18 protein-coding genes are annotated in these 16,599 nt (G+C 65.3%); 9 read left to right on the forward strand and 9 right to left on the reverse strand.

Features of this window, described 5'->3' with window-relative positions; genetic code table 11:
- Positions 1-154: 154 nt before the first annotated feature.
- Complete coding sequence (locus tag ACWMMN_RS13510; protein ID WP_486422753.1) at positions 155-625, reverse strand: 3'-5' exonuclease family protein; 471 nt, start codon at positions 623-625, stop codon at positions 155-157.
- A 272-nt stretch (positions 626-897) separates the two neighbouring features.
- Between ACWMMN_RS13510 and ACWMMN_RS13515 the strand changes: the two genes are divergently transcribed.
- On the forward strand, positions 898-1,497 hold the full coding sequence (locus ACWMMN_RS13515; RefSeq protein ID WP_486422754.1) for a hypothetical protein: 600 nt from the start codon (positions 898-900) through the stop codon (positions 1,495-1,497).
- Positions 1,498-1,857: 360 nt separating this feature from the next.
- Here ACWMMN_RS13515 and sodB read toward each other — a convergent pair whose 3' ends face one another.
- Together sodB and xseA are read right to left on the reverse strand one after the other, a co-directional pair.
- Complete coding sequence (sodB, locus tag ACWMMN_RS13520) at positions 1,858-2,436, reverse strand: superoxide dismutase [Fe] (RefSeq protein WP_011352986.1); 579 nt, start codon at positions 2,434-2,436, stop codon at positions 1,858-1,860.
- A gap of 227 nt (positions 2,437-2,663) precedes the next feature.
- A complete protein-coding gene (gene xseA / locus ACWMMN_RS13525) occupies positions 2,664-4,046 on the reverse strand; it encodes an exodeoxyribonuclease VII large subunit (protein ID WP_059233381.1) in 1,383 nt (460 codons plus the stop codon).
- 449 nt (positions 4,047-4,495) lie between these two features.
- Between xseA and lpxK the strand changes: the two genes are divergently transcribed.
- The 5 genes from lpxK (at position 4,496) to ACWMMN_RS13550 (ending at position 8,585) form a co-directional block, all read left to right on the forward strand.
- Entirely contained in the window at positions 4,496-5,524 is a 1,029-nt protein-coding gene (gene lpxK / locus ACWMMN_RS13530; RefSeq protein ID WP_059233380.1) for a tetraacyldisaccharide 4'-kinase, read from the forward strand.
- Positions 5,505-5,699 carry a Trm112 family protein gene (locus ACWMMN_RS13535; protein WP_006482216.1) on the forward strand — a complete coding sequence of 65 codons (195 nt, stop codon included), beginning with the start codon at positions 5,505-5,507 and terminating at the stop codon, positions 5,697-5,699. The genes lpxK and ACWMMN_RS13535 overlap by 20 nt, the downstream gene beginning before the upstream one ends.
- A 123-nt stretch (positions 5,700-5,822) precedes the next feature.
- Entirely contained in the window at positions 5,823-6,614 is a 792-nt protein-coding gene (gene kdsB / locus ACWMMN_RS13540; protein ID WP_059233379.1) for a 3-deoxy-manno-octulosonate cytidylyltransferase, read from the forward strand.
- Between the two features lie 208 nt (positions 6,615-6,822).
- Positions 6,823-7,485, forward strand: coding sequence for an adenylate kinase (adk, locus tag ACWMMN_RS13545; protein WP_059233378.1), 663 nt, complete (start codon positions 6,823-6,825; stop codon positions 7,483-7,485).
- 341 nt (positions 7,486-7,826) lie between these two features.
- Positions 7,827-8,585 (forward strand): SDR family NAD(P)-dependent oxidoreductase, encoded by a 759-nt coding sequence (locus ACWMMN_RS13550; RefSeq protein ID WP_059233377.1) that lies wholly within the window; start codon positions 7,827-7,829, stop codon positions 8,583-8,585.
- 65 nt (positions 8,586-8,650) lie between these two features.
- On the opposite strand, the gene ACWMMN_RS13555 is transcribed toward ACWMMN_RS13550, so the two are convergent.
- On the reverse strand, positions 8,651-9,493 hold the full coding sequence (locus ACWMMN_RS13555) for a SirB1 family protein (RefSeq protein ID WP_059233376.1): 843 nt from the start codon (positions 9,491-9,493) through the stop codon (positions 8,651-8,653).
- 8 nt (positions 9,494-9,501) lie between these two features.
- Entirely contained in the window at positions 9,502-11,052 is a 1,551-nt protein-coding gene (murJ, locus tag ACWMMN_RS13560; protein ID WP_059233375.1) for a murein biosynthesis integral membrane protein MurJ, read from the reverse strand.
- 305 nt (positions 11,053-11,357) lie between these two features.
- On the opposite strand from murJ, the gene rpsT reads away from it, so the two are divergent.
- Entirely contained in the window at positions 11,358-11,630 is a 273-nt protein-coding gene (gene rpsT, locus ACWMMN_RS13565) for a 30S ribosomal protein S20 (protein WP_059233374.1), read from the forward strand.
- A gap of 148 nt (positions 11,631-11,778) precedes the next feature.
- Here the strand turns inward: rpsT and ACWMMN_RS13570 are convergent, their stop codons facing one another.
- Positions 11,779-12,099: a DUF3579 domain-containing protein gene (locus ACWMMN_RS13570; protein WP_048245154.1), complete on the reverse strand. Its 321-nt coding sequence runs from the start codon at positions 12,097-12,099 to the stop codon at positions 11,779-11,781.
- Positions 12,100-12,512: 413 nt separating this feature from the next.
- Here ACWMMN_RS13570 and argF point away from each other — a divergent pair, with 413 nt between their 5' ends.
- Complete coding sequence (argF, locus tag ACWMMN_RS13575; protein WP_059233373.1) at positions 12,513-13,442, forward strand: ornithine carbamoyltransferase; 930 nt, start codon at positions 12,513-12,515, stop codon at positions 13,440-13,442.
- Positions 13,443-13,530: 88 nt separating this feature from the next.
- On the opposite strand, the gene murB is transcribed toward argF, so the two are convergent.
- Entirely contained in the window at positions 13,531-14,580 is a 1,050-nt protein-coding gene (gene murB / locus ACWMMN_RS13580; RefSeq protein ID WP_059233372.1) for a UDP-N-acetylmuramate dehydrogenase, read from the reverse strand.
- 137 nt (positions 14,581-14,717) lie between these two features.
- Between murB and ACWMMN_RS13585 the strand changes: the two genes are divergently transcribed.
- Entirely contained in the window at positions 14,718-15,203 is a 486-nt protein-coding gene (locus ACWMMN_RS13585; RefSeq protein ID WP_059233371.1) for a YajQ family cyclic di-GMP-binding protein, read from the forward strand.
- Positions 15,204-15,282: 79 nt separating this feature from the next.
- On the opposite strand, the gene plsY is transcribed toward ACWMMN_RS13585, so the two are convergent.
- A complete protein-coding gene (gene plsY / locus ACWMMN_RS13590; RefSeq protein WP_059233370.1) occupies positions 15,283-15,921 on the reverse strand; it encodes a glycerol-3-phosphate 1-O-acyltransferase PlsY in 639 nt (212 codons plus the stop codon).
- A gap of 116 nt (positions 15,922-16,037) precedes the next feature.
- Entirely contained in the window at positions 16,038-16,529 is a 492-nt protein-coding gene (gene ybaK / locus ACWMMN_RS13595; protein ID WP_059233369.1) for a Cys-tRNA(Pro) deacylase, read from the reverse strand.
- Positions 16,530-16,599: the final 70 nt, after the last annotated feature.

Consider the following 16,599-nt stretch of genomic DNA (forward strand, 5'->3'; position numbering starts at 1 on the left):
ATGCCGGCCAAGATCAGGCGAATATATTTCCGCGAGAAGGTTCCGCTACGCGAAATTGCACTGCGCACGGCGCCTATCCCGAAACACGGTGCGCAGACTGCACCAGACCGAGGCACCCGAGCCGAAGTATCCAAATGACTGAAGCTCAACTCGCTCAGCGAAACGAAGTGCAATTTGCCCGCGCATCAAACAGTGCGTGATGCTGTCTTCCAGATTGTTCTAAGTATCGGCCGCGTTCGCTCACATCAAGCCTTGCTGAGACATTTTGTAATTGCCAACCCGCTGGTCTCTTTCCGAGCAACCGCACCAGCAGTTCGATGTCGATGGGATGATCGTAACAAAGCACGGGTTTCTCACGGCGCTGTCTAAGTTCATTCATCCAGCAGGTCAACTCCCTTGCCGCCTCCAAACTAGACATCACCCTATCGGGATATTGTCCTAGCTGTGGAACAACAATCGCTCTCACAAAGTCAGTACAGTCATCAACCAAATAATCTGTCAGCTCGACGTAGAATTCATGCCCATCCTCTGCAACCAACGCGAGGCTAACAAGCGACGGAGAGTCAAAATTTGTGAACTCCGTATCAATGAATACTCGCCTTTTCCATGGGTGCAAAGTCCCCATCAACTCCCTCCGTTACCTGGATGCCCGATTTTCAACCCAATCCACATCCGAAGCGAATTGGCTTTAACAATAACGTATCATTCGAGAAAATTAATCACCAGCCAAACGTTTTACTGCAAAAAATGTCCTCTTGAATCGATTATCACCTCCGTACTGTCGTGCATCCATTCCTCATAAATTCATTGAATTTCGACACCAGCCCCCTACCCCCTCCGATTCAAGAGTATGCTACCAAACGGACCGCACGCCACGATCATAATCCTGGAGCAACTATGCCGCGACTTTCCCTCACCGATCTGGTTGACGTAGTATCGAAAGCAGGCTCCCCAAAGGCAACAAAAGTCAGACAGATAAAGAACAGAGACGACTACAGCCCAGCGATTGATTTTTACAAACCATTGCGCGATGGAATCGTCGCTGTTCACCAATCTGGAAAATCGAAATCCGAGCTAGACTCTATTCTCGATGGCCTTAAAGATGTGAAGAAGCGCTCCGCGTATCCAGAAATTATTGAAGGATATCGAAAATGGTGGGGAGGCAAAAAACCTCTATGGTTTTCCCCACCAACGGCCGTCTACACGAATTCTGGCATCGACGTCTCCGTCAACCCTGAAATTGGATTGCTTTACAACGATACGCCATACATCATTAAGCTTTACTTGAAAGATGACGATGTAAACAAATCCAAAATGGATCTTATTACCGCACTCATGGAGCATTGCCTCAGACAAAAATCAAGCACAAATACTCGCATGGGGGTTCTGGATGTGCGTGGATCTAAGCTATACACCCTTGGCACCAACTCTGCGGTACAGAAGGCCATCATTGATGCTGAGCTGGCTTATGTCGCGGCACTTTGGCCAAATGTCTGAGACTTATGGCATTGAAGCGCGGCAGTATCGAGCGGAAAGGAATTCAGGAAAGCACCATACATAGCGCGTGCCTGCGTGAGGGGACGTTCGGGGTAACCAACTCCGGATTCGCCTGCGTACAACGTGGCGCTCATACCATTCGGCAATGACCGCTCCCACCGCGGAGTAAGCGCGATAGGTCCCGGTATGTACAGTCAGCGATCATGCGCGACTGCCGAAAATTATATTTCGAAAAAAAGCCCTCGCGACGAGGGCTTTCATATCGGTTACGATTTCCAAAGTTTGTTGCGGGTCACCCCGTCAACTTTCCAAACTTTGTTGCCGTTTCCAAACTTTATTGTGACGGGACAGGCGCCGGACTTACGCGAAGTTCTTCGCTGCGAAGTCCCAGTTCACGATGTTCCAGAACGCTTCGACGAACTTCGGACGTGCGTTGCGGTAGTCGATGTAGTACGCGTGTTCCCACACGTCGATCGTCAGCAGCGCCTTGTCGGCGGTCGTCAGCGGCGTCGCTGCGTTGCTCGTCGACACGATGTCGAGCGAACCGTCAGCCTTCTTCACGAGCCATGCCCAGCCCGAACCGAACGTGCCGACTGCGGCCTTCGTGAACGCTTCCTTGAATGCGTCGTACGAACCCCACTTCGCGTTGATCGCGTCGCCCAGCGCGCCCGTCGGTGCGCCGCCGCCGTTCGGCGACAGGCTGTTCCAGAAGAACGTGTGGTTCCAGATTTGCGCGGCGTTGTTGAAGATGCCGCCCGACGACTTCTTCACGATCTCTTCCAGCGACAGGTTTTCGAATTCCGTGCCCGGGATCAGATTGTTCAGGTTCGTCACATAAGCCTGATGGTGCTTGCCGTAGTGGTACTGGATCGTCTCGAGCGAGATGGTCGGCGCGAGTGCGTCTTCAGCGTACGGGAGCGGCGGGAGCGTATGAGCCATGGCGATTCCTTCGTTGAGTATGTAGGGAGGCTGTGTTGGATGCTGCCGAGCGTCCGATTGTAGGCGAGGACGAATAACCCCGCAAACTCACGGGCCATTTATCCGCGGTATGCGGAAAAGCGATGTTTGCGCAACGTCCGTCAGGACGAGCCCGACGCTGCGCAGCATCCGTTCCCGTGCACGATGCGTCCGTTGCGACACCCTTCGCTCCGCTTGCAGCGGTTATGTCAGATCGTATCGGTCAGCCGCGGCTGCACGTCGGCGAGCGACACGTCGGCCGAGCCTTCGGCCAGATGCACGGTCAGGCGCCGCTGCGGCTTCAGCGCGTTCGGCGCCCGTACCGCACGGCCCGTCTGCGTATCGATCAGCGCCGCATAACCGCGCTCGAGCGTGCGCTGCGGGCTCAGTACCTCGAGCCTCGCAGCACAGGCTGACACACGCGCCGTGTCGCGTTCATGACGGCGCTGCAACGCAACCGCGAGACGTTGCGACAGCCCCGCGAGCGCCTGGCGCGCCTGCGACGCATCCGGCCGCGCGCGCTGCCAGCGCAGCTGTGCCAGGGCGAAGCGCGCGCGTGCGTCGCGCACCGGCCGCGACGCCGCCGACGCAAGCCGCACCGCGAGTTGCTCGACGTGCGTGCGCTGCCGCTGCAGCCGCTCGGCCGGGCTCACGAGCCGGCGCGCAAGCCAGTCGAGCTGCTGCGCACGTTGTTCGAGCCGGCGCGCCATGCCGCGCGCGAGCGCACGCTGGCGCTCGTCGACCTCGCGCAGCAGCAGCGCGCGCTGCGGGCTCGCGAGCTCGGCCGCGCCGGTAGGCGTCGGCGCGCGCAAGTCGGCCGCGAAGTCCGCGATCGTGAAATCGGTTTCGTGCCCGACGCCGCTGACGACCGGCAGTTCGCTCGCCGCGATCGCGCGCGCCAGCGCTTCGTCGTTGAACGACCACAGATCCTCGATCGAGCCGCCGCCGCGGCAGACCAGCAGCACGTCGACCTCACGGCGCGCATTCGCGGCCTCGACGGCCGCGACGAGCTTCTCGGCGGAACCGGCACCCTGCACGGGCGCCGGATAGACGATCACCGGAATGTGCGGCGCGCGCCGGGCGAGCGTGGTCAGCACGTCGCGCAGCGCGGCGGCCTGCAGCGACGTGACGATGCCGATCGCGCGCGGGTGGGCCGGCAACGGCCGCTTGCGCTCGGGGGCGAACAGGCCCTCGCCTTCGAGCTGCGCCTTCAGCCGCAGGAACGCCTCGTACAGGCGCCCCTGCCCAGTGCGCCGCACGGCTTCGACGTTCAACTGCACTTCGCCGCGCGGCTCGTACATCGTGACGACCGCGCGCACCTCGATGCGGTCGCCTTCGCGCGGCGTGAATTCCGCATATTGCGCACGGCCGCGGAACATCACGCAGCGCATCTGCGCCTGCTGGTCCTTGATCGAGAAATACCAGTGGCCGCTCGCGGCACGCGTGAAATTCGATACTTCGCCCGAAATCCACAACAGCGGAAACGAGCGCTCGAGCATCGTCGAAATCGCACGATTGAGCGCCGAAACGGGAATCACTTCGTCGCCGCCGCGCGTCGCGCCGGGTGCGGAAAAAGGAGAGTCGGAAAGCATGGACGGTCGGATGAATGCTGGCGGCGTCACGATAGTCCGACATGCGCGCGACGTCCAGCGCCGCCGCACTTGCCGTCGCGCGCGGAAGGTGTCCACACTCTGGCATTCGTCCGCCTAAAACGCTTGGAAACCGCTAAAAAAGCCAGACAATTCCTCATAACACATTGATTTTTATATATTTTTAAACCTTTCAAAACAATTCGCCTCCGATTCGAGGCCCGCCCGGTGGGCGTTTGATGCGATCGACCGAGGAGTTTTTCACAGAGTTATCCACAGGCCGCCGCGATCCGGCCCCGCAGGCTGCGTCGGCCGGTCGCGCTTGCCGCGCCTGTGTGCGGCGCGCTAGAGTGCCGCCTTCCGCAGACCCCGCGGCATGCGCCGCCCAACGGAGAATCCGCCTTGACGAATCCGTCCCACGCCGCGGCGCACGACGCGCCGCGCCCGGCCCGATGAGCGCGCCCGGCGGCCCGCTCGCGCGACTCGAAGCGCGCCTGACACGCGAATGGCAGCGGCGCGGCGCGCTCGCCTGGGCGCTCACGCCGTTCGCCTGCGTGTTCGGCCTGTGCGCGGCGCTGCGGCGTACCGCTTACACGCAGGGCTGGAAAAAGCCGGTCGACGTCGGCGTGCCCGTCGTCGTGGTCGGCAACGTGACCGTCGGCGGCACCGGCAAGACACCGACCGTGATCGCGCTCGTCGACGCGCTGCGCGCGGCCGGCTTCACACCGGGCGTGGTGTCGCGCGGCTACGGCGCGAACGTGACGGCGCCGACCGCCGTCACGCCCGCGTCGCGCGCCAGCGTCGGCGGTGACGAACCGCTGCTGATCGCGCGCCGCACCGGCGCGCCCGTCTGGGTGTGCCCCGACCGCGTCGCGGCCGCGCAGGCGCTGCGCGCCGCGCATCCGGACGTCGACGTGATCGTCAGCGACGACGGCCTCCAGCACTACCGCCTCGCCCGCACGGTCGAGCTCGTCGTGTTCGACCACCGGCTCGGCGGCAACGGCTTCCTGCTGCCGGCCGGCCCGCTGCGCGAGCCGTTGTCGCGGCACCGCGACGCGACGCTCGTCAACGATCCGTACAGCGGCGCGCTGCCGCCGTGGCCCGACACCTACGCGCTCGCGCTGACGCCGGGCGCCGCGTGGCACCTCGACCAGCCCGCGCTGCGCCGCCCGTTGTCGCAGTTCGCGAACGAACGCGTGCTCGCCGCGGCCGGCATCGGCGCGCCGGAACGCTTCTTCGCGACGCTGCGCGCGGCCGGTCTCGCGCCGGCGACGCGCGCGCTGCCCGACCATTACGCGTTCGCCGACAATCCGTTCGTCGACGATGCCGTCGATGCGATCCTGATCACCGAGAAGGATGCAGTAAAATTGGGCGCTTCCTGGCGCGACGCCCGACTGTGGGTTGTCCCCGTCGAAGCCGCGCTCGACCCTCGCCTCATTGCCCTCGTTGTGGAGAAACTCCGTGGACGCTCGCCTGCTTGAAATTATTGTGTGCCCTATCTGCAAAGGCCCGCTCCACTACGACCGTGCCGCGCAGGAGCTGATCTGCAACGCGGACAAGCTCGCCTACCCGATCCGCGACGGCATCCCCGTGATGCTCGTCGACGAAGCGCGCCAGACCGTCGAAGGCACGCCGGTCGATCCGGCCGGCCGCTGAGCCGCCAGGCCGCTCGCACGGCGCAACGATTCGAAACAGGCGGCCCGGCCCCGGCCGGGCCGCCGCCCCCGCCGGGCGACCGGCTCCCGGCGTCGCCCGCCCCGTCTTTCTCACCGCTCCCCGATGACTCACCCGCAACCCTTCATCGCCGTCATCCCCGCCCGGCTCGCGTCGACGCGACTCCCGAACAAGCCGCTCGCCGATCTCGGCGGCAAGCCGATGGTCGTGCGCGTCGCCGAGCGCGCGCGCGAAGCGGGCGCGCAGCAGGTGCTCGTCGCCTCCGACGCGCAGAGCGTGCTCGACGCGGCGCGCGATCACGGCTTCGAAGCGGTGCTCACGCGGGCCGACCATCCGTCCGGCACCGACCGGCTCGCGGAAGTGGCAGCGGCCTTCGGGTGGAGCGACGACACCGTCGTCGTCAACGTGCAGGGCGACGAACCGCTGATCGACCCCGTGCTGGTGCGCGACGTGGCGTCGCACCTGGCCGCGCATCCGGCCTGCGCGATCGCGACCGCCGCCCACCCGATCCACGACGCGGCCGACGTGTTCAACCCGAACGTCGTGAAGGTCGCGCTCGATGCGCAGAGCGTCGCGCTGTACTTCTCGCGTGCGCCGATTCCGTGGAGCCGCGACGCGTACCAGCCGCACTGGCCGGACGTCGCAGCCATGCCGGCGCCGGCCTTCCCGGTCTACCGGCACATCGGGCTCTATGCGTATCGCGCGCGTTTCCTGCGCACCTATCCGTCGCTCGCGCAGGCGCCGATCGAACAGGCCGAGCAGCTCGAACAGCTGCGCGCGCTGTGGCACGGCGAGCGTATCGCAGTGCTGATCACCGAGTCCGCGCCCGAAGCCGGAATCGACACGCCGGCCGATCTCGCGCGCGTGCAGGCCCTTTTTCAGCCGGGTTCAAAATAACCCGTGGCATAATCAGGCGATTGTGCGAGCCGTCCGCGACCAGCGCGTCCTCGCTTGACCCCGCCCGCGGCCCTGCCGGCAGCCGCGCGTCGCCCAAGCCGACGCGCCGCATCAGACCGGTCCGCCACGCGCCAGGCAAGCCCCGCGCCCGCCGTCGCCGACGCCTTTGTGTCTCGCCACACGAATCTACATACTTGGAGATATCACCATGCGTTTGATCCTGTTGGGCGCGCCCGGCGCGGGAAAGGGCACCCAGGCAAACTTCATCAAGGAAAAATTCGGCATCCCGCAAATCTCGACGGGCGACATGCTGCGCGCGGCCGTAAAGGCCGGCACGCCGCTCGGCGTCGAGGCGAAGGGCTACATGGACGCCGGCAAGCTCGTGCCGGACGCGCTGATCATCGGCCTCGTCAAGGAACGCCTGAAGGAATCCGACTGCGCGAACGGCTACCTGTTCGACGGCTTCCCGCGCACGATCGCGCAGGCTGACGCGATGAAGGAAGCCGGTGTCGCGATCGACTACGTGCTCGAGATCGACGTCCCGTTCTCGGAAATCATCGAGCGCATGAGCGGCCGCCGCACGCACCCGGCATCGGGCCGCACGTACCACGTCAAGTTCAACCCGCCGAAGGTCGAAGGCCACGACGACGTGACGGGCGAACCGCTGATCCAGCGCGACGACGACAAGGAAGAAACCGTCAAGAAGCGTCTCGAAGTGTACGAAGCGCAGACCAAGCCGCTGATCACGTACTACGGCGACTGGGCGCAGCGCGGTGAAGAAAACGGCCTGAAGGCACCGCAGTATCGCAAGATCTCGGGCCTCGGCGCCGTCGAGGAAATCCGCGAGCGCGCGTTTGACGCACTGAAGTAAGCAGCGCGTCGCGCACCCGCAAGCCGCCCTTTCCGGGCGGCTTTTTTTTGCGCGGAAGGGATGTGCACGACCACACCGGTGTCGCCGCCGCGCGATGGCACCCCGTACAATCGGTCGAGCGCGTGCCCCGCCCTCGCGGCGCACCGGCTTTTCAGCCGATGGGGCAGCATCGGACGGAACAACCGCTTTGCATGGGACCTCCCTAGGCGCTGAAGCGCCAAGGGCGGTCGACGCTTTGCATGGGACCTCCCTAGGCGCTGAAGCGCCAAGGGCGGTCGACGCTTTGCATGGGACCTCCCTAGGCGCTAAAGCGCCAAGGGCGGTCGACACCGGAGAAAGTCATGGACATTCGCGGCAACGTCTTTCTGATCACCGGCGGTGCATCGGGCCTCGGCGCCGGCACCGCGCGGATGCTCGCGCAGGCCGGCGGCACGGTCGTGCTCGCCGACCTGAACGAAGCGGCGGGCACCGCGCTCGCAACCGAGCTGGGCGGCGTATTCGTCCGCTGCGACGTGTCGAGCGAGGCCGACGCACAAGCAGCCGTCGACGCGGCAACGCACGCGGGCACGCTGCGCGGCCTCGTGAACTGCGCAGGCATCGCGCCGGCCGCGAAAACCGTCGGCAAGGACGGCGCGCATCCGCTCGACGTGTTCGCGAAGACGATCAACGTGAACCTGATCGGCACGTTCAACATGATCCGGCTCGCGGCCGCCGCAATGGCCGCGACCGCGCCGACCGCGGAAGGCGAGCGCGGCGTGATCGTCAGCACCGCGTCGGTCGCCGCCTTCGACGGCCAGATCGGCCAGGCCGCCTATGCGGCGTCGAAGGCCGGCGTCGCGGGCATGACGCTGCCGATCGCGCGCGACCTGTCGCGCAGCGGCATCCGCGTGATGACGATCGCGCCCGGCCTGTTCGAGACGCCAATGCTGCTCGGCATGCCGCAGGACGTGCAGGACGCGCTCGGCGCGATGGTGCCGTTCCCGCCGCGGCTCGGCAAGCCGGCCGAATACGCGATGCTGGTGCGCCAGATCGTCGAGAATCCCATGCTCAACGGCGAAGTGATCCGCCTCGACGGCGCGATCCGGATGCAGCCGAAGTAAGCACCCAAGCAAAACGCCCGCGATGCGGGCGTTTTTTCCGGTTCCGGCAACGGCTCGATCGCGGCTCAGTCCTCGCCGTCGCGCTGCATCCGCTGCCGCAATTCGCTCACCTGCGACTCGACGACGGTCGCGTCGTCCGCTTCCGGCCGCTCGCCGAGATACTGCTCGAGATCCTCGAGCGCGGGGCGCAGGTAATCGAGCCGCGCATACGCGAAGCCGCGGTCGCGCACCTCGTCGAGCTGCTCGGGCAACAGGATCACGAGCCGCTGCTGCACCGCGAGCAGCCGCTGCCAACGTTCCGTCTGCAGATAGATCGTCTTCAGGTTGCGCAGCATCCGCGCGATGATCTCGCGGCTCGTCGCCGGTTGCAGCAGCGCGCGCAACGCGCTGTCGACCGCACCGGCCGCACGCGCGACGTACGGCTCGAGCATCTCGACCATCTCGGCTTCGGACAGCGAATGGCCATTGGTCGGATCGATGATCAGATCGCCGTCCGGCAGCGTCACGCGCAGCAGGAAATGGCCGGGGAACGATACGCCGCGCGCCGGCACGCCGACCTGCTCGGCGAGCTCCAGATACAGCACCGACAACGAGATCGGAATCCCGCGCCGCCGTTTCAGCACGGCGTTCAGGTGGCTGTTATCGGGGTCGTAGTAATCGTTGTGATTGCACGCGAAGCCGAGCTCGCGGAAAAAGAAATCGTTCAGCGCGGCGACGCGGCCTTTCAGGTCCGCATCGTCAGTGAAGCGCCGGCGCAGCCGCGCCGCCAGCATGTCGAGTTCGGCCAGCGTGCCCTGCAGGTCGAGGTCGGGATACGCGTCCTGCGCCAGCGACAGCGCGGCTTCCGTGACGGGCAGGCTGTCGTCGTCCGCCACGAGCGTGCTGAAGTAGTCGAGGACGCGGGTCATTGCGGTCGTCACTTGGCGCGCCTTCTGAAGTAAGCGTATTTGAAGCCCATCACCCACAACATACCGAAATATAGTGCAGCGAACAGCACGAGGCACGCGGCCATCAGCGCAATGCGGTCGAGCGGCTGCGCGCGCATCCCGGTCCAGTCGAAGCTGATCGAGCACCAGTGCATCAGGCCCGCGAGCACGAGCGTCGCGCCGACGAGCTGCACGAAGAAGCGCAGCCAGCCCGGCGACGGCTGGTAGATGCCGCGCTTGCGCAGCCCGATGAACAGCAGCAGCGAGTTCAGGCACGCGCCGACGCCGATGCTCAGCGTGAGGCCCGCATGGCCGATCAGCGGCACGAACACGTAGTTCGAGATCTGCGTGACGATCAGCACGCCGATCGCGATCTTCACGGGCGTCTTGATGTCCTGCTTCGCATAGAAGCCCGGCGCGAGGATCTTGATCAGGATGATGCCGACGAGGCCGATCCCGTAGGTGGCGAGCGCCCGCGCGACCATCGTGACGGTATGCGCGTCGAACTTGCCGTAGTTGAACAGCGTCGCGGTGAGCGGCGTCGCGAAGAAGAACAGCGCGAGCGCGCTCGGCGCCGCGAGCAGGAACGTGACGCGCAGCCCCCAGTCGAGCAGCGCCGAATACTCGTGCGAATCGGCGTCGACGTGGGCCTTCGACAGGCTCGGCAGCAGGATCGTGCCGAGCGCGACGCCGAGCAGCGCCGTCGGGAATTCCATCAGGCGGTCGGCGTAGTTGATCCACGACACGGCGCCCTGCCCGAGCCGCGACGCGATGTTGGTGTTGATGATCAGCGACAGCTGCGCGACCGACACCGCGAACGTCGCGGGCACCATCTTCGCGAGCACGCGCTTCACGCCCGGGTGACGCAGCGCGCGCAGCGGGTTCAGGCCGATCAGCGGCACCATGTCGATCTTCTTCAGGCCCGGCAGCTGCACGAGGAACTGCAGCACGCCGCCGACGATGACGGCCCACGCGAGCGCATAGACCGGCACCTTCAGGTGCGGCGCGACGAACACGGCCGCGCCGATGAACGCGACGTTGAGCAGCACCGGCGCGAACGCGGGCAGCGAGAAGCTCTTGTACGTGTTGAGCACGCCGGACGCGAGCGTCGTCAGCGAGATGAACACGATGTACGGGAACATGATCTGCGTCATCGTGACCGCGAGCGGGAACGCCTGGCCATCCTTGTGCAGGCCGGACGCGACCGCGAACACGACCCACGACGCGCCGGCGATCCCGGCGACCGACAGCACGGCAAGCGCCCACGCGAGCACGGTGGACATCGCGTCGACGAGCGCCTTCGTCGCATCGTGCCCCTGCTGGTTCTTGAACTCGGCGAGGATCGGCACGAACGCCTGCGAGAACGCGCCTTCGGCCGACAGGCGGCGCAGCAGGTTCGGAATGCGGAAGGCGACGTAGAACGCGTCGGTATATTGACTGGCACCGAACGCACGGGCGATCAGCGTCTCGCGGGCCAGTCCGGTCACGCGCGACAGCAGCGTGAAGCCGCTGACCGTCAGCAGGGCTCGGAATAGATTCATGGGGCGCTTATTATACGGACGTTGCGCGACCCGGCCAGCGGCGTGATGCCGAAAAGCGCGCACGCCGCCGGCACTCCGTCCGGCGAATGTCACTTCGAACTTGCCACTCGCTTGATTTTGTTGCTATAATCGCCGGTTTCTGGGCTCGTACATGCACGGCAACTGCCGTTTTCATGTCCCTGCCTCGGTTAAAATCACCGTTTTTTTATGCGCCCCTGGGCAATCGTTCTCAGGGGACGGATCGAAAAGCAGCGCTTGGCCGTCAGGCTCCAAGCTCTGGAAACAGGACAGGATAAGGAACCGTCATGGCTAACTCCGCACAAGCACGCAAGCGCGCCCGCCAGGCCGCGAAGGCAAACTCGCACAACTCGGCGCTGCGCTCGAAATTCCGTACCGCGATCAAGTCGGTTCGCAAGGCTGTTGACGCCGGCGACCAGGCAAAGGCTGCCGAGCTGTTCAAGGCTGCCGTGAAGACGATCGACACGATCGCCGACAAGAAGATCGTTCACAAGAACAAGGCCGCTCGCAGCAAGAGCCGCCTGGCCGCAGCCGTCAAGGGTCTGCAGGCAGCAGCGTAAATCCGGTGCGCCCGCTCGCGCGGGCGTTCCTGTTTCCTGCGATCGCAAAAAAGCCCGCCTAGGCGGGCTTTTTTGTTGCCTGTCGCCTGCGCATCACGCGGGCGACGGGTTTTGCCGCGGCGAGCGCATGCGCCCTCGCCGGAAGGCCTTACTTCTTCGCGCTGTAGTCCGGCAATTCGCACGCCTCGGTGACGACGAGGTTGTTGTCCTTCGCGAAATTCAGCACGAAATCGAAAGCCATCGGTTCGATGTCGCGCAGCCGCGAATCGAGGATCACGCATTTCAGGTCGCCGAGCATCGTCGGGCGCACGTACAGCGAATACTTGAGACGCGCATTCGGCCCGCTCGCCCCCGGCCCGAAGCAGGCCATCACACCGGCCAGACGTTCCGACCAGTCGCTCGGGCGAAACTTTTTCCCGTCTTTCGTGATGCCCTGGATGAAGAATTCGGTCGGAGGGGTTTCAGCCATGTGGTTACCCAAGTGACGGCCCGGCGATGTCCAGGCAACGGCGCCTGGATACGCGAACACAAAGCTGGAACGGACGGCGGCACAAGCATTCCGATATCCCCAAAACGGGACGTCGATGCGCGCCGCCGGTAGACTGCACCGGATTTGTGCAGCGCACGGCTTGTGTCCGGCAGAGCGCGAAAAGCCTTGCCTGCCGGGCTGGAGAAAACTTTCGAATTATACCGCAGCGCGCCATCGCGCGTCGTCCCGACGGCCTCCTTCCCGCGCCGTCCGCCCCCTGTCGCGATCGTGCCCCGCTTCGTGCCACGGCTCGTCAAAGCACAGAAAATCCTTTATGCTGCTTTGAGTTATCCACACCCGACGGCGGCGCCGTCCGGCCTCGCTGCCGGGTGAAACCCGCCGTATTTCGCTTCATGACCGCCAAAACCATTCGTCACTACCTGCAGTTCAAGGATTTCTCGCTGGAAGACTACGAGTACGTGCTCGAACGCACGGGTATCCTGAAGCGCAAGTTCAAGAACTACGAGACCTATCACCCGCTGCACGACCGCACGCTCGCGATGATCTTCGAGAAGAGCTCGACGCGCACGCGCCTGTCGTTCGAGGCCGGGATCTTCCAGCTCGGCGGCCACGCCGTCTTCATGAGCACGCGCGACACGCAGCTCGGCCGCGGCGAACCCGTCGAGGATTCCGCGCAGGTCATCTCGCGGATGGTCGACATCATCATGATCCGCACGTTCGAGCAGGAGGTCATCACCCGCTTCGCGGAAAACTCCCGCGTGCCGGTGATCAACGGCCTGACGAACGACTACCACCCGTGCCAGGTGCTCGCCGACATCTTTACGTACTACGAGCACCGCGGCCCGATCGCCGGCAAGACCGTCGCGTGGGTCGGCGACGCGAACAACATGCTCTACACGTGGATCGAAGCCGCGCAGATTCTCGGCTTCAAGCTGCGCCTGTCCACGCCGCCCGGCTATGCGCTCGACATGAAGCTCGTGTCGCCCGGCAGCGCGCCGTTCTACGAGGTGTTCGACGATCCGAACGAAGCCTGCAAGGGCGCCGATCTCGTCACCACCGACGTGTGGACGAGCATGGGTTTCGAGGCCGAGAACGAGGCACGCATGCAGGCGTTTGCCGACTGGTGCGTCGACGAGGAAATGATGGGTCACGCGAACCCGGACGCGCTCTTCATGCACTGCCTGCCCGCACACCGCGGCGAGGAAGTGACGGCCGGCGTGATCGACGGCCCGCAGAGCGTCGTGTGGGACGAAGCGGAAAACCGCCTGCACGTGCAGAAGGCGCTGATGGAGTTCCTGCTGCTCGGCCGCCTCAAGCACTGACGCGCCGGAACGCACACGCGTAAAAAAAGCGCCGATCGACGATCGGCGCTTTTTGTTTGGGCGCACGGAAAACGGTGCCGTGCCCGCGCTACAGGCAGACCGGTTCCGCCTCCAGTTCGACGCCGAAGTGCGCGCGCACGTCGGCCTGGATCGCCTGCGCCAGCGCGAGCACGTCGGCGCCCGTCGCGCCGCCGCGATTGACGAGCACGAGCGCCTGCCGGTCGTGCACGGCCGCCGCGCCGAGTGCGCGGCCCTTCCAGCCGCAGCGGTCGATCAGCCAGCCGGCCGCGAGCTTGACCCGCCCGTCCGGCTGCGGATACGACACGACTTCGGGGGCGCGGGCGCGCAGCGCCTCGAACTGCGCGGCGTCGATCACCGGATTCTTGAAGAAACTGCCCGCGTTGCCGAGCACGAGCGGGTCGGGCAGCTTCGCGCGGCGGATCGCGACGACTGCGTCGAACACGTCGCGCGGCGTCGCCGCATCGGGTGCGATGCCGCGCGCGTCGAGCTCGCGCGTGACGTCCGCGTAGCCGAGCCGCGGCGTCCATTGTTTCGGCAGACGGAACGTCACCGATACGATCGCGAACCGGCCACGCCCGTCCCGCTTGAAGAAGCTGTCGCGGTAGCCGAACGCGCAGCGCGCGGCGTCGAAGCGCTCGCTGCGCCCCGTCGCCAGTTCGACCGCGACCAGCGAATCGAAATACGCCTTCATTTCGAGGCCGTATGCGCCGATGTTCTGGATCGGCGCGGCGCCGACGGTGCCTGGGATCAGCGCGAGGTTCTCGAGGCCCGGCATCCCGTGCTCGAGCGTCCATGCGACGAATGCGTGCCAGTTCTCGCCGCCGCCGGCCTCGACGTACCACGCGTCGCCGTCCTCGCGCACGACGCGGCGGCCGGCGATCTCGTCGAGCAGCACGACGCCGTCGAAATCGCGCGTGAACACGACGTTGCTGCCGCCGCCGAGCACGAGCTGCGGCAGGTTCGCGACGCGCGGGTCGCGGTGCAGCGCCTCGAACTGCGCCGCGTGCGTGACGCGCGCGGCAAAGCGCGCGCGCGCGGCGATGCCGAACGTGTTGTGCGCGGCAAGCGCATGGTCGGGAAGCAGCGACAGGGTGGAATCGTCAGGAGGCATCGGCATTCGCGGTCACGTCGGCCCGGTCCGGCAAACGGCCGGTCTTGGGCAAACGGAGGGGCATCGGTAAAATGGCAAACAGTCCGCAATTATAGCGAGTGCCCGCGCGCGAGCCGGGTGCCCGCATCTCAAGGGAGAATGCCATGCCATCGTTCGACGTCGTTTCCGAAGCGAACATGATCGAAGTGAAGAACGCCATCGAGCAGTCGAACAAGGAAATTTCGACGCGCTTCGACTTCAAGGGCTCCGACGCGCGCGTCGAGCAGAAGGAACGCGAGCTGACGCTGTTCGCCGACGACGATTTCAAGCTCGGCCAGGTCAAGGACGTGCTGATCAGCAAGCTGGCCAAGCGCAACGTCGACGTGCGCTTCCTCGACTACGGCAAGGTCGAGAAGATCGGCGGCGACAAGGTCAAGCAGATCGTCACCGTGAAGAAGGGCGTGAGCGGCGATCTCGCGAAGAAGATCGTGCGCCTCGTGAAGGACAGCAAGATCAAGGTGCAGGCGAGCATCCAGGGCGACGCGGTGCGCGTGGCCGGCACGAAGCGCGACGACCTGCAGAACGTGATCGCGATGCTGCGCAAGGACGTGACCGACACGCCGCTCGACTTCAACAACTTCCGCGACTGATCGCCAGCCGATCCGTCACGTCATTCGGCCGGGCCCCGCATGCGCGGCGCGCCCGGCGCGCGGCAAGCGCCGCGCTTTCTCAGGCTTTCCCGCCGTCCTGCGCGCCGCCGTCCGCGGCCGCCTTCTTCTTGTCGCCGATCCGGCTCTCCTGCCCCGCGAGCAGCTTCGAAATGTTGCCGCGGTGACGCCACACGAGCAGCACGCTCATCGCGAGCACGGCCCACGCGACCGGGTTGTGGCCCGTGCCGAACAGGAACACGTCGAACACCGGCGCGAACACGGCTGCCACCAGCGCCGCAAGGGACGAATAGCGGAAGAAGAACGCGACGATCAGCCAGGTCAGCGCAGTCGCGAGCCCGAGCACCGGGTGCACGGCGAGCAGCACGCCGGCCGCGGTCGCGACGCCCTTGCCGCCCTGGAAGCGGAAGAACACCGGATACAGGTGGCCGAGGAACACGGCGATCGCAACCCACGCGACCGCGACGTCGGGCAGGCCCAGGCGTCGTGCGAGCCAGACGGCAAACCAGCCCTTGAACGCGTCGCCAACGAGCGTCAGGATTGCGGCCTTCTTGTTGCCGCTGCGCAGCACGTTGGTCGCGCCGGGATTCTTCGACCCGTACGAACGCGGGTCGGCCAGGCCCATCGCAGAACTGACGACAACGGCGAACGACACCGAACCGATCAGGTAGGCAACGAGGGCGGCGAGCAGGATCTGCATGCGGAGGACTCTTCTTTCAACGTATCGGTAAAGGGACGGCCGTGCGCGGCAAGCCGGCAAGCCGAAACGGCGCCCATTCTACCGAACGGGCGCGGGGTGCCACGAAGGTGAAACCCTCAGTCGACACTCGCGCACTGCACGGGCTGCGCGCCGAGCAGCGATACGAGTACCGCCGGCGCGAGGCTGACGAGGTAGCCGCGGCGGCCGCCGTTCAGGTAGATCGTCGGCAATTCGAGGATCGTCGCCTCGACGTAGACGGGCATCGTCTTGCGCGTACCGAACGGCGACGTGCCGCCGACGAGATAGCCCGAATGGCGGTTCGCGACCTCGGGCTTGCACGGTTCCACGCGCTTCGCGCCGATCTGCCGCGCAAGGTTCTTCGTCGACACGGTACGGTCGCCGTGCATCAGCACGATCAGCGGCTTCGCGTGTTCGTCTTCCATCACGAGCGTCTTCACGACGCAGTGCTCGTCCGCGCCGAGCTGGCGCGCCGATTCGCCGGTGCCGCCGTGCTCGACGTAGTCGTACGGATGCTCGCCGAACGCCACGCCATGGCGGCGCAACAGCTGGGTCGCGGGGGTTTCGGACACGTGTCTGGATTTGCTCATGGCGGCATTTTAATGGCGAACGACCGGCAGGCGGGCGGCGACGTGCGCAGGCCGGCGGTATACTCGCGGC

It is taken from the genome of Burkholderia cepacia complex sp. TUM26381 (genome assembly GCF_057439935.1).

What these genes read in the sequence shown, in the direction of transcription:
- ACWMMN_RS13555 (WP_059233376.1), bottom strand. Translation starts at nt 9,493, where the DNA reads ATGACCCGCGTCCTCGACTACTTCAGCACGCTCGTGGCGGACGACGAC.
- murB (WP_059233372.1), bottom strand. Translation starts at nt 14,580, where the DNA reads ATGCCGATGCCTCCTGACGATTCCACCCTGTCGCTGCTTCCCGACCAT.
- xseA (WP_059233381.1), bottom strand. Translation starts at nt 4,046, where the DNA reads ATGCTTTCCGACTCTCCTTTTTCCGCACCCGGCGCGACGCGCGGCGGC.
- ybaK (WP_059233369.1), bottom strand. Translation starts at nt 16,529, where the DNA reads ATGAGCAAATCCAGACACGTGTCCGAAACCCCCGCGACCCAGCTGTTG.
- argF (WP_059233373.1), top strand. Translation starts at nt 12,513, where the DNA reads ATGACCGCCAAAACCATTCGTCACTACCTGCAGTTCAAGGATTTCTCG.
- adk (WP_059233378.1), top strand. Translation starts at nt 6,823, where the DNA reads ATGCGTTTGATCCTGTTGGGCGCGCCCGGCGCGGGAAAGGGCACCCAG.
- lpxK (WP_059233380.1), top strand. Translation starts at nt 4,496, where the DNA reads ATGAGCGCGCCCGGCGGCCCGCTCGCGCGACTCGAAGCGCGCCTGACA.
- plsY (WP_059233370.1), bottom strand. Translation starts at nt 15,921, where the DNA reads ATGCAGATCCTGCTCGCCGCCCTCGTTGCCTACCTGATCGGTTCGGTG.
- murJ (WP_059233375.1), bottom strand. Translation starts at nt 11,052, where the DNA reads ATGAATCTATTCCGAGCCCTGCTGACGGTCAGCGGCTTCACGCTGCTG.
- ACWMMN_RS13515 (WP_486422754.1), top strand. Translation starts at nt 898, where the DNA reads ATGCCGCGACTTTCCCTCACCGATCTGGTTGACGTAGTATCGAAAGCA.
- ACWMMN_RS13585 (WP_059233371.1), top strand. Translation starts at nt 14,718, where the DNA reads ATGCCATCGTTCGACGTCGTTTCCGAAGCGAACATGATCGAAGTGAAG.
- sodB (WP_011352986.1), bottom strand. Translation starts at nt 2,436, where the DNA reads ATGGCTCATACGCTCCCGCCGCTCCCGTACGCTGAAGACGCACTCGCG.
- rpsT (WP_059233374.1), top strand. Translation starts at nt 11,358, where the DNA reads ATGGCTAACTCCGCACAAGCACGCAAGCGCGCCCGCCAGGCCGCGAAG.
- ACWMMN_RS13550 (WP_059233377.1), top strand. Translation starts at nt 7,827, where the DNA reads ATGGACATTCGCGGCAACGTCTTTCTGATCACCGGCGGTGCATCGGGC.
- ACWMMN_RS13570 (WP_048245154.1), bottom strand. Translation starts at nt 12,099, where the DNA reads ATGGCTGAAACCCCTCCGACCGAATTCTTCATCCAGGGCATCACGAAA.
- ACWMMN_RS13510 (WP_486422753.1), bottom strand. Translation starts at nt 625, where the DNA reads ATGGGGACTTTGCACCCATGGAAAAGGCGAGTATTCATTGATACGGAG.
- kdsB (WP_059233379.1), top strand. Translation starts at nt 5,823, where the DNA reads ATGACTCACCCGCAACCCTTCATCGCCGTCATCCCCGCCCGGCTCGCG.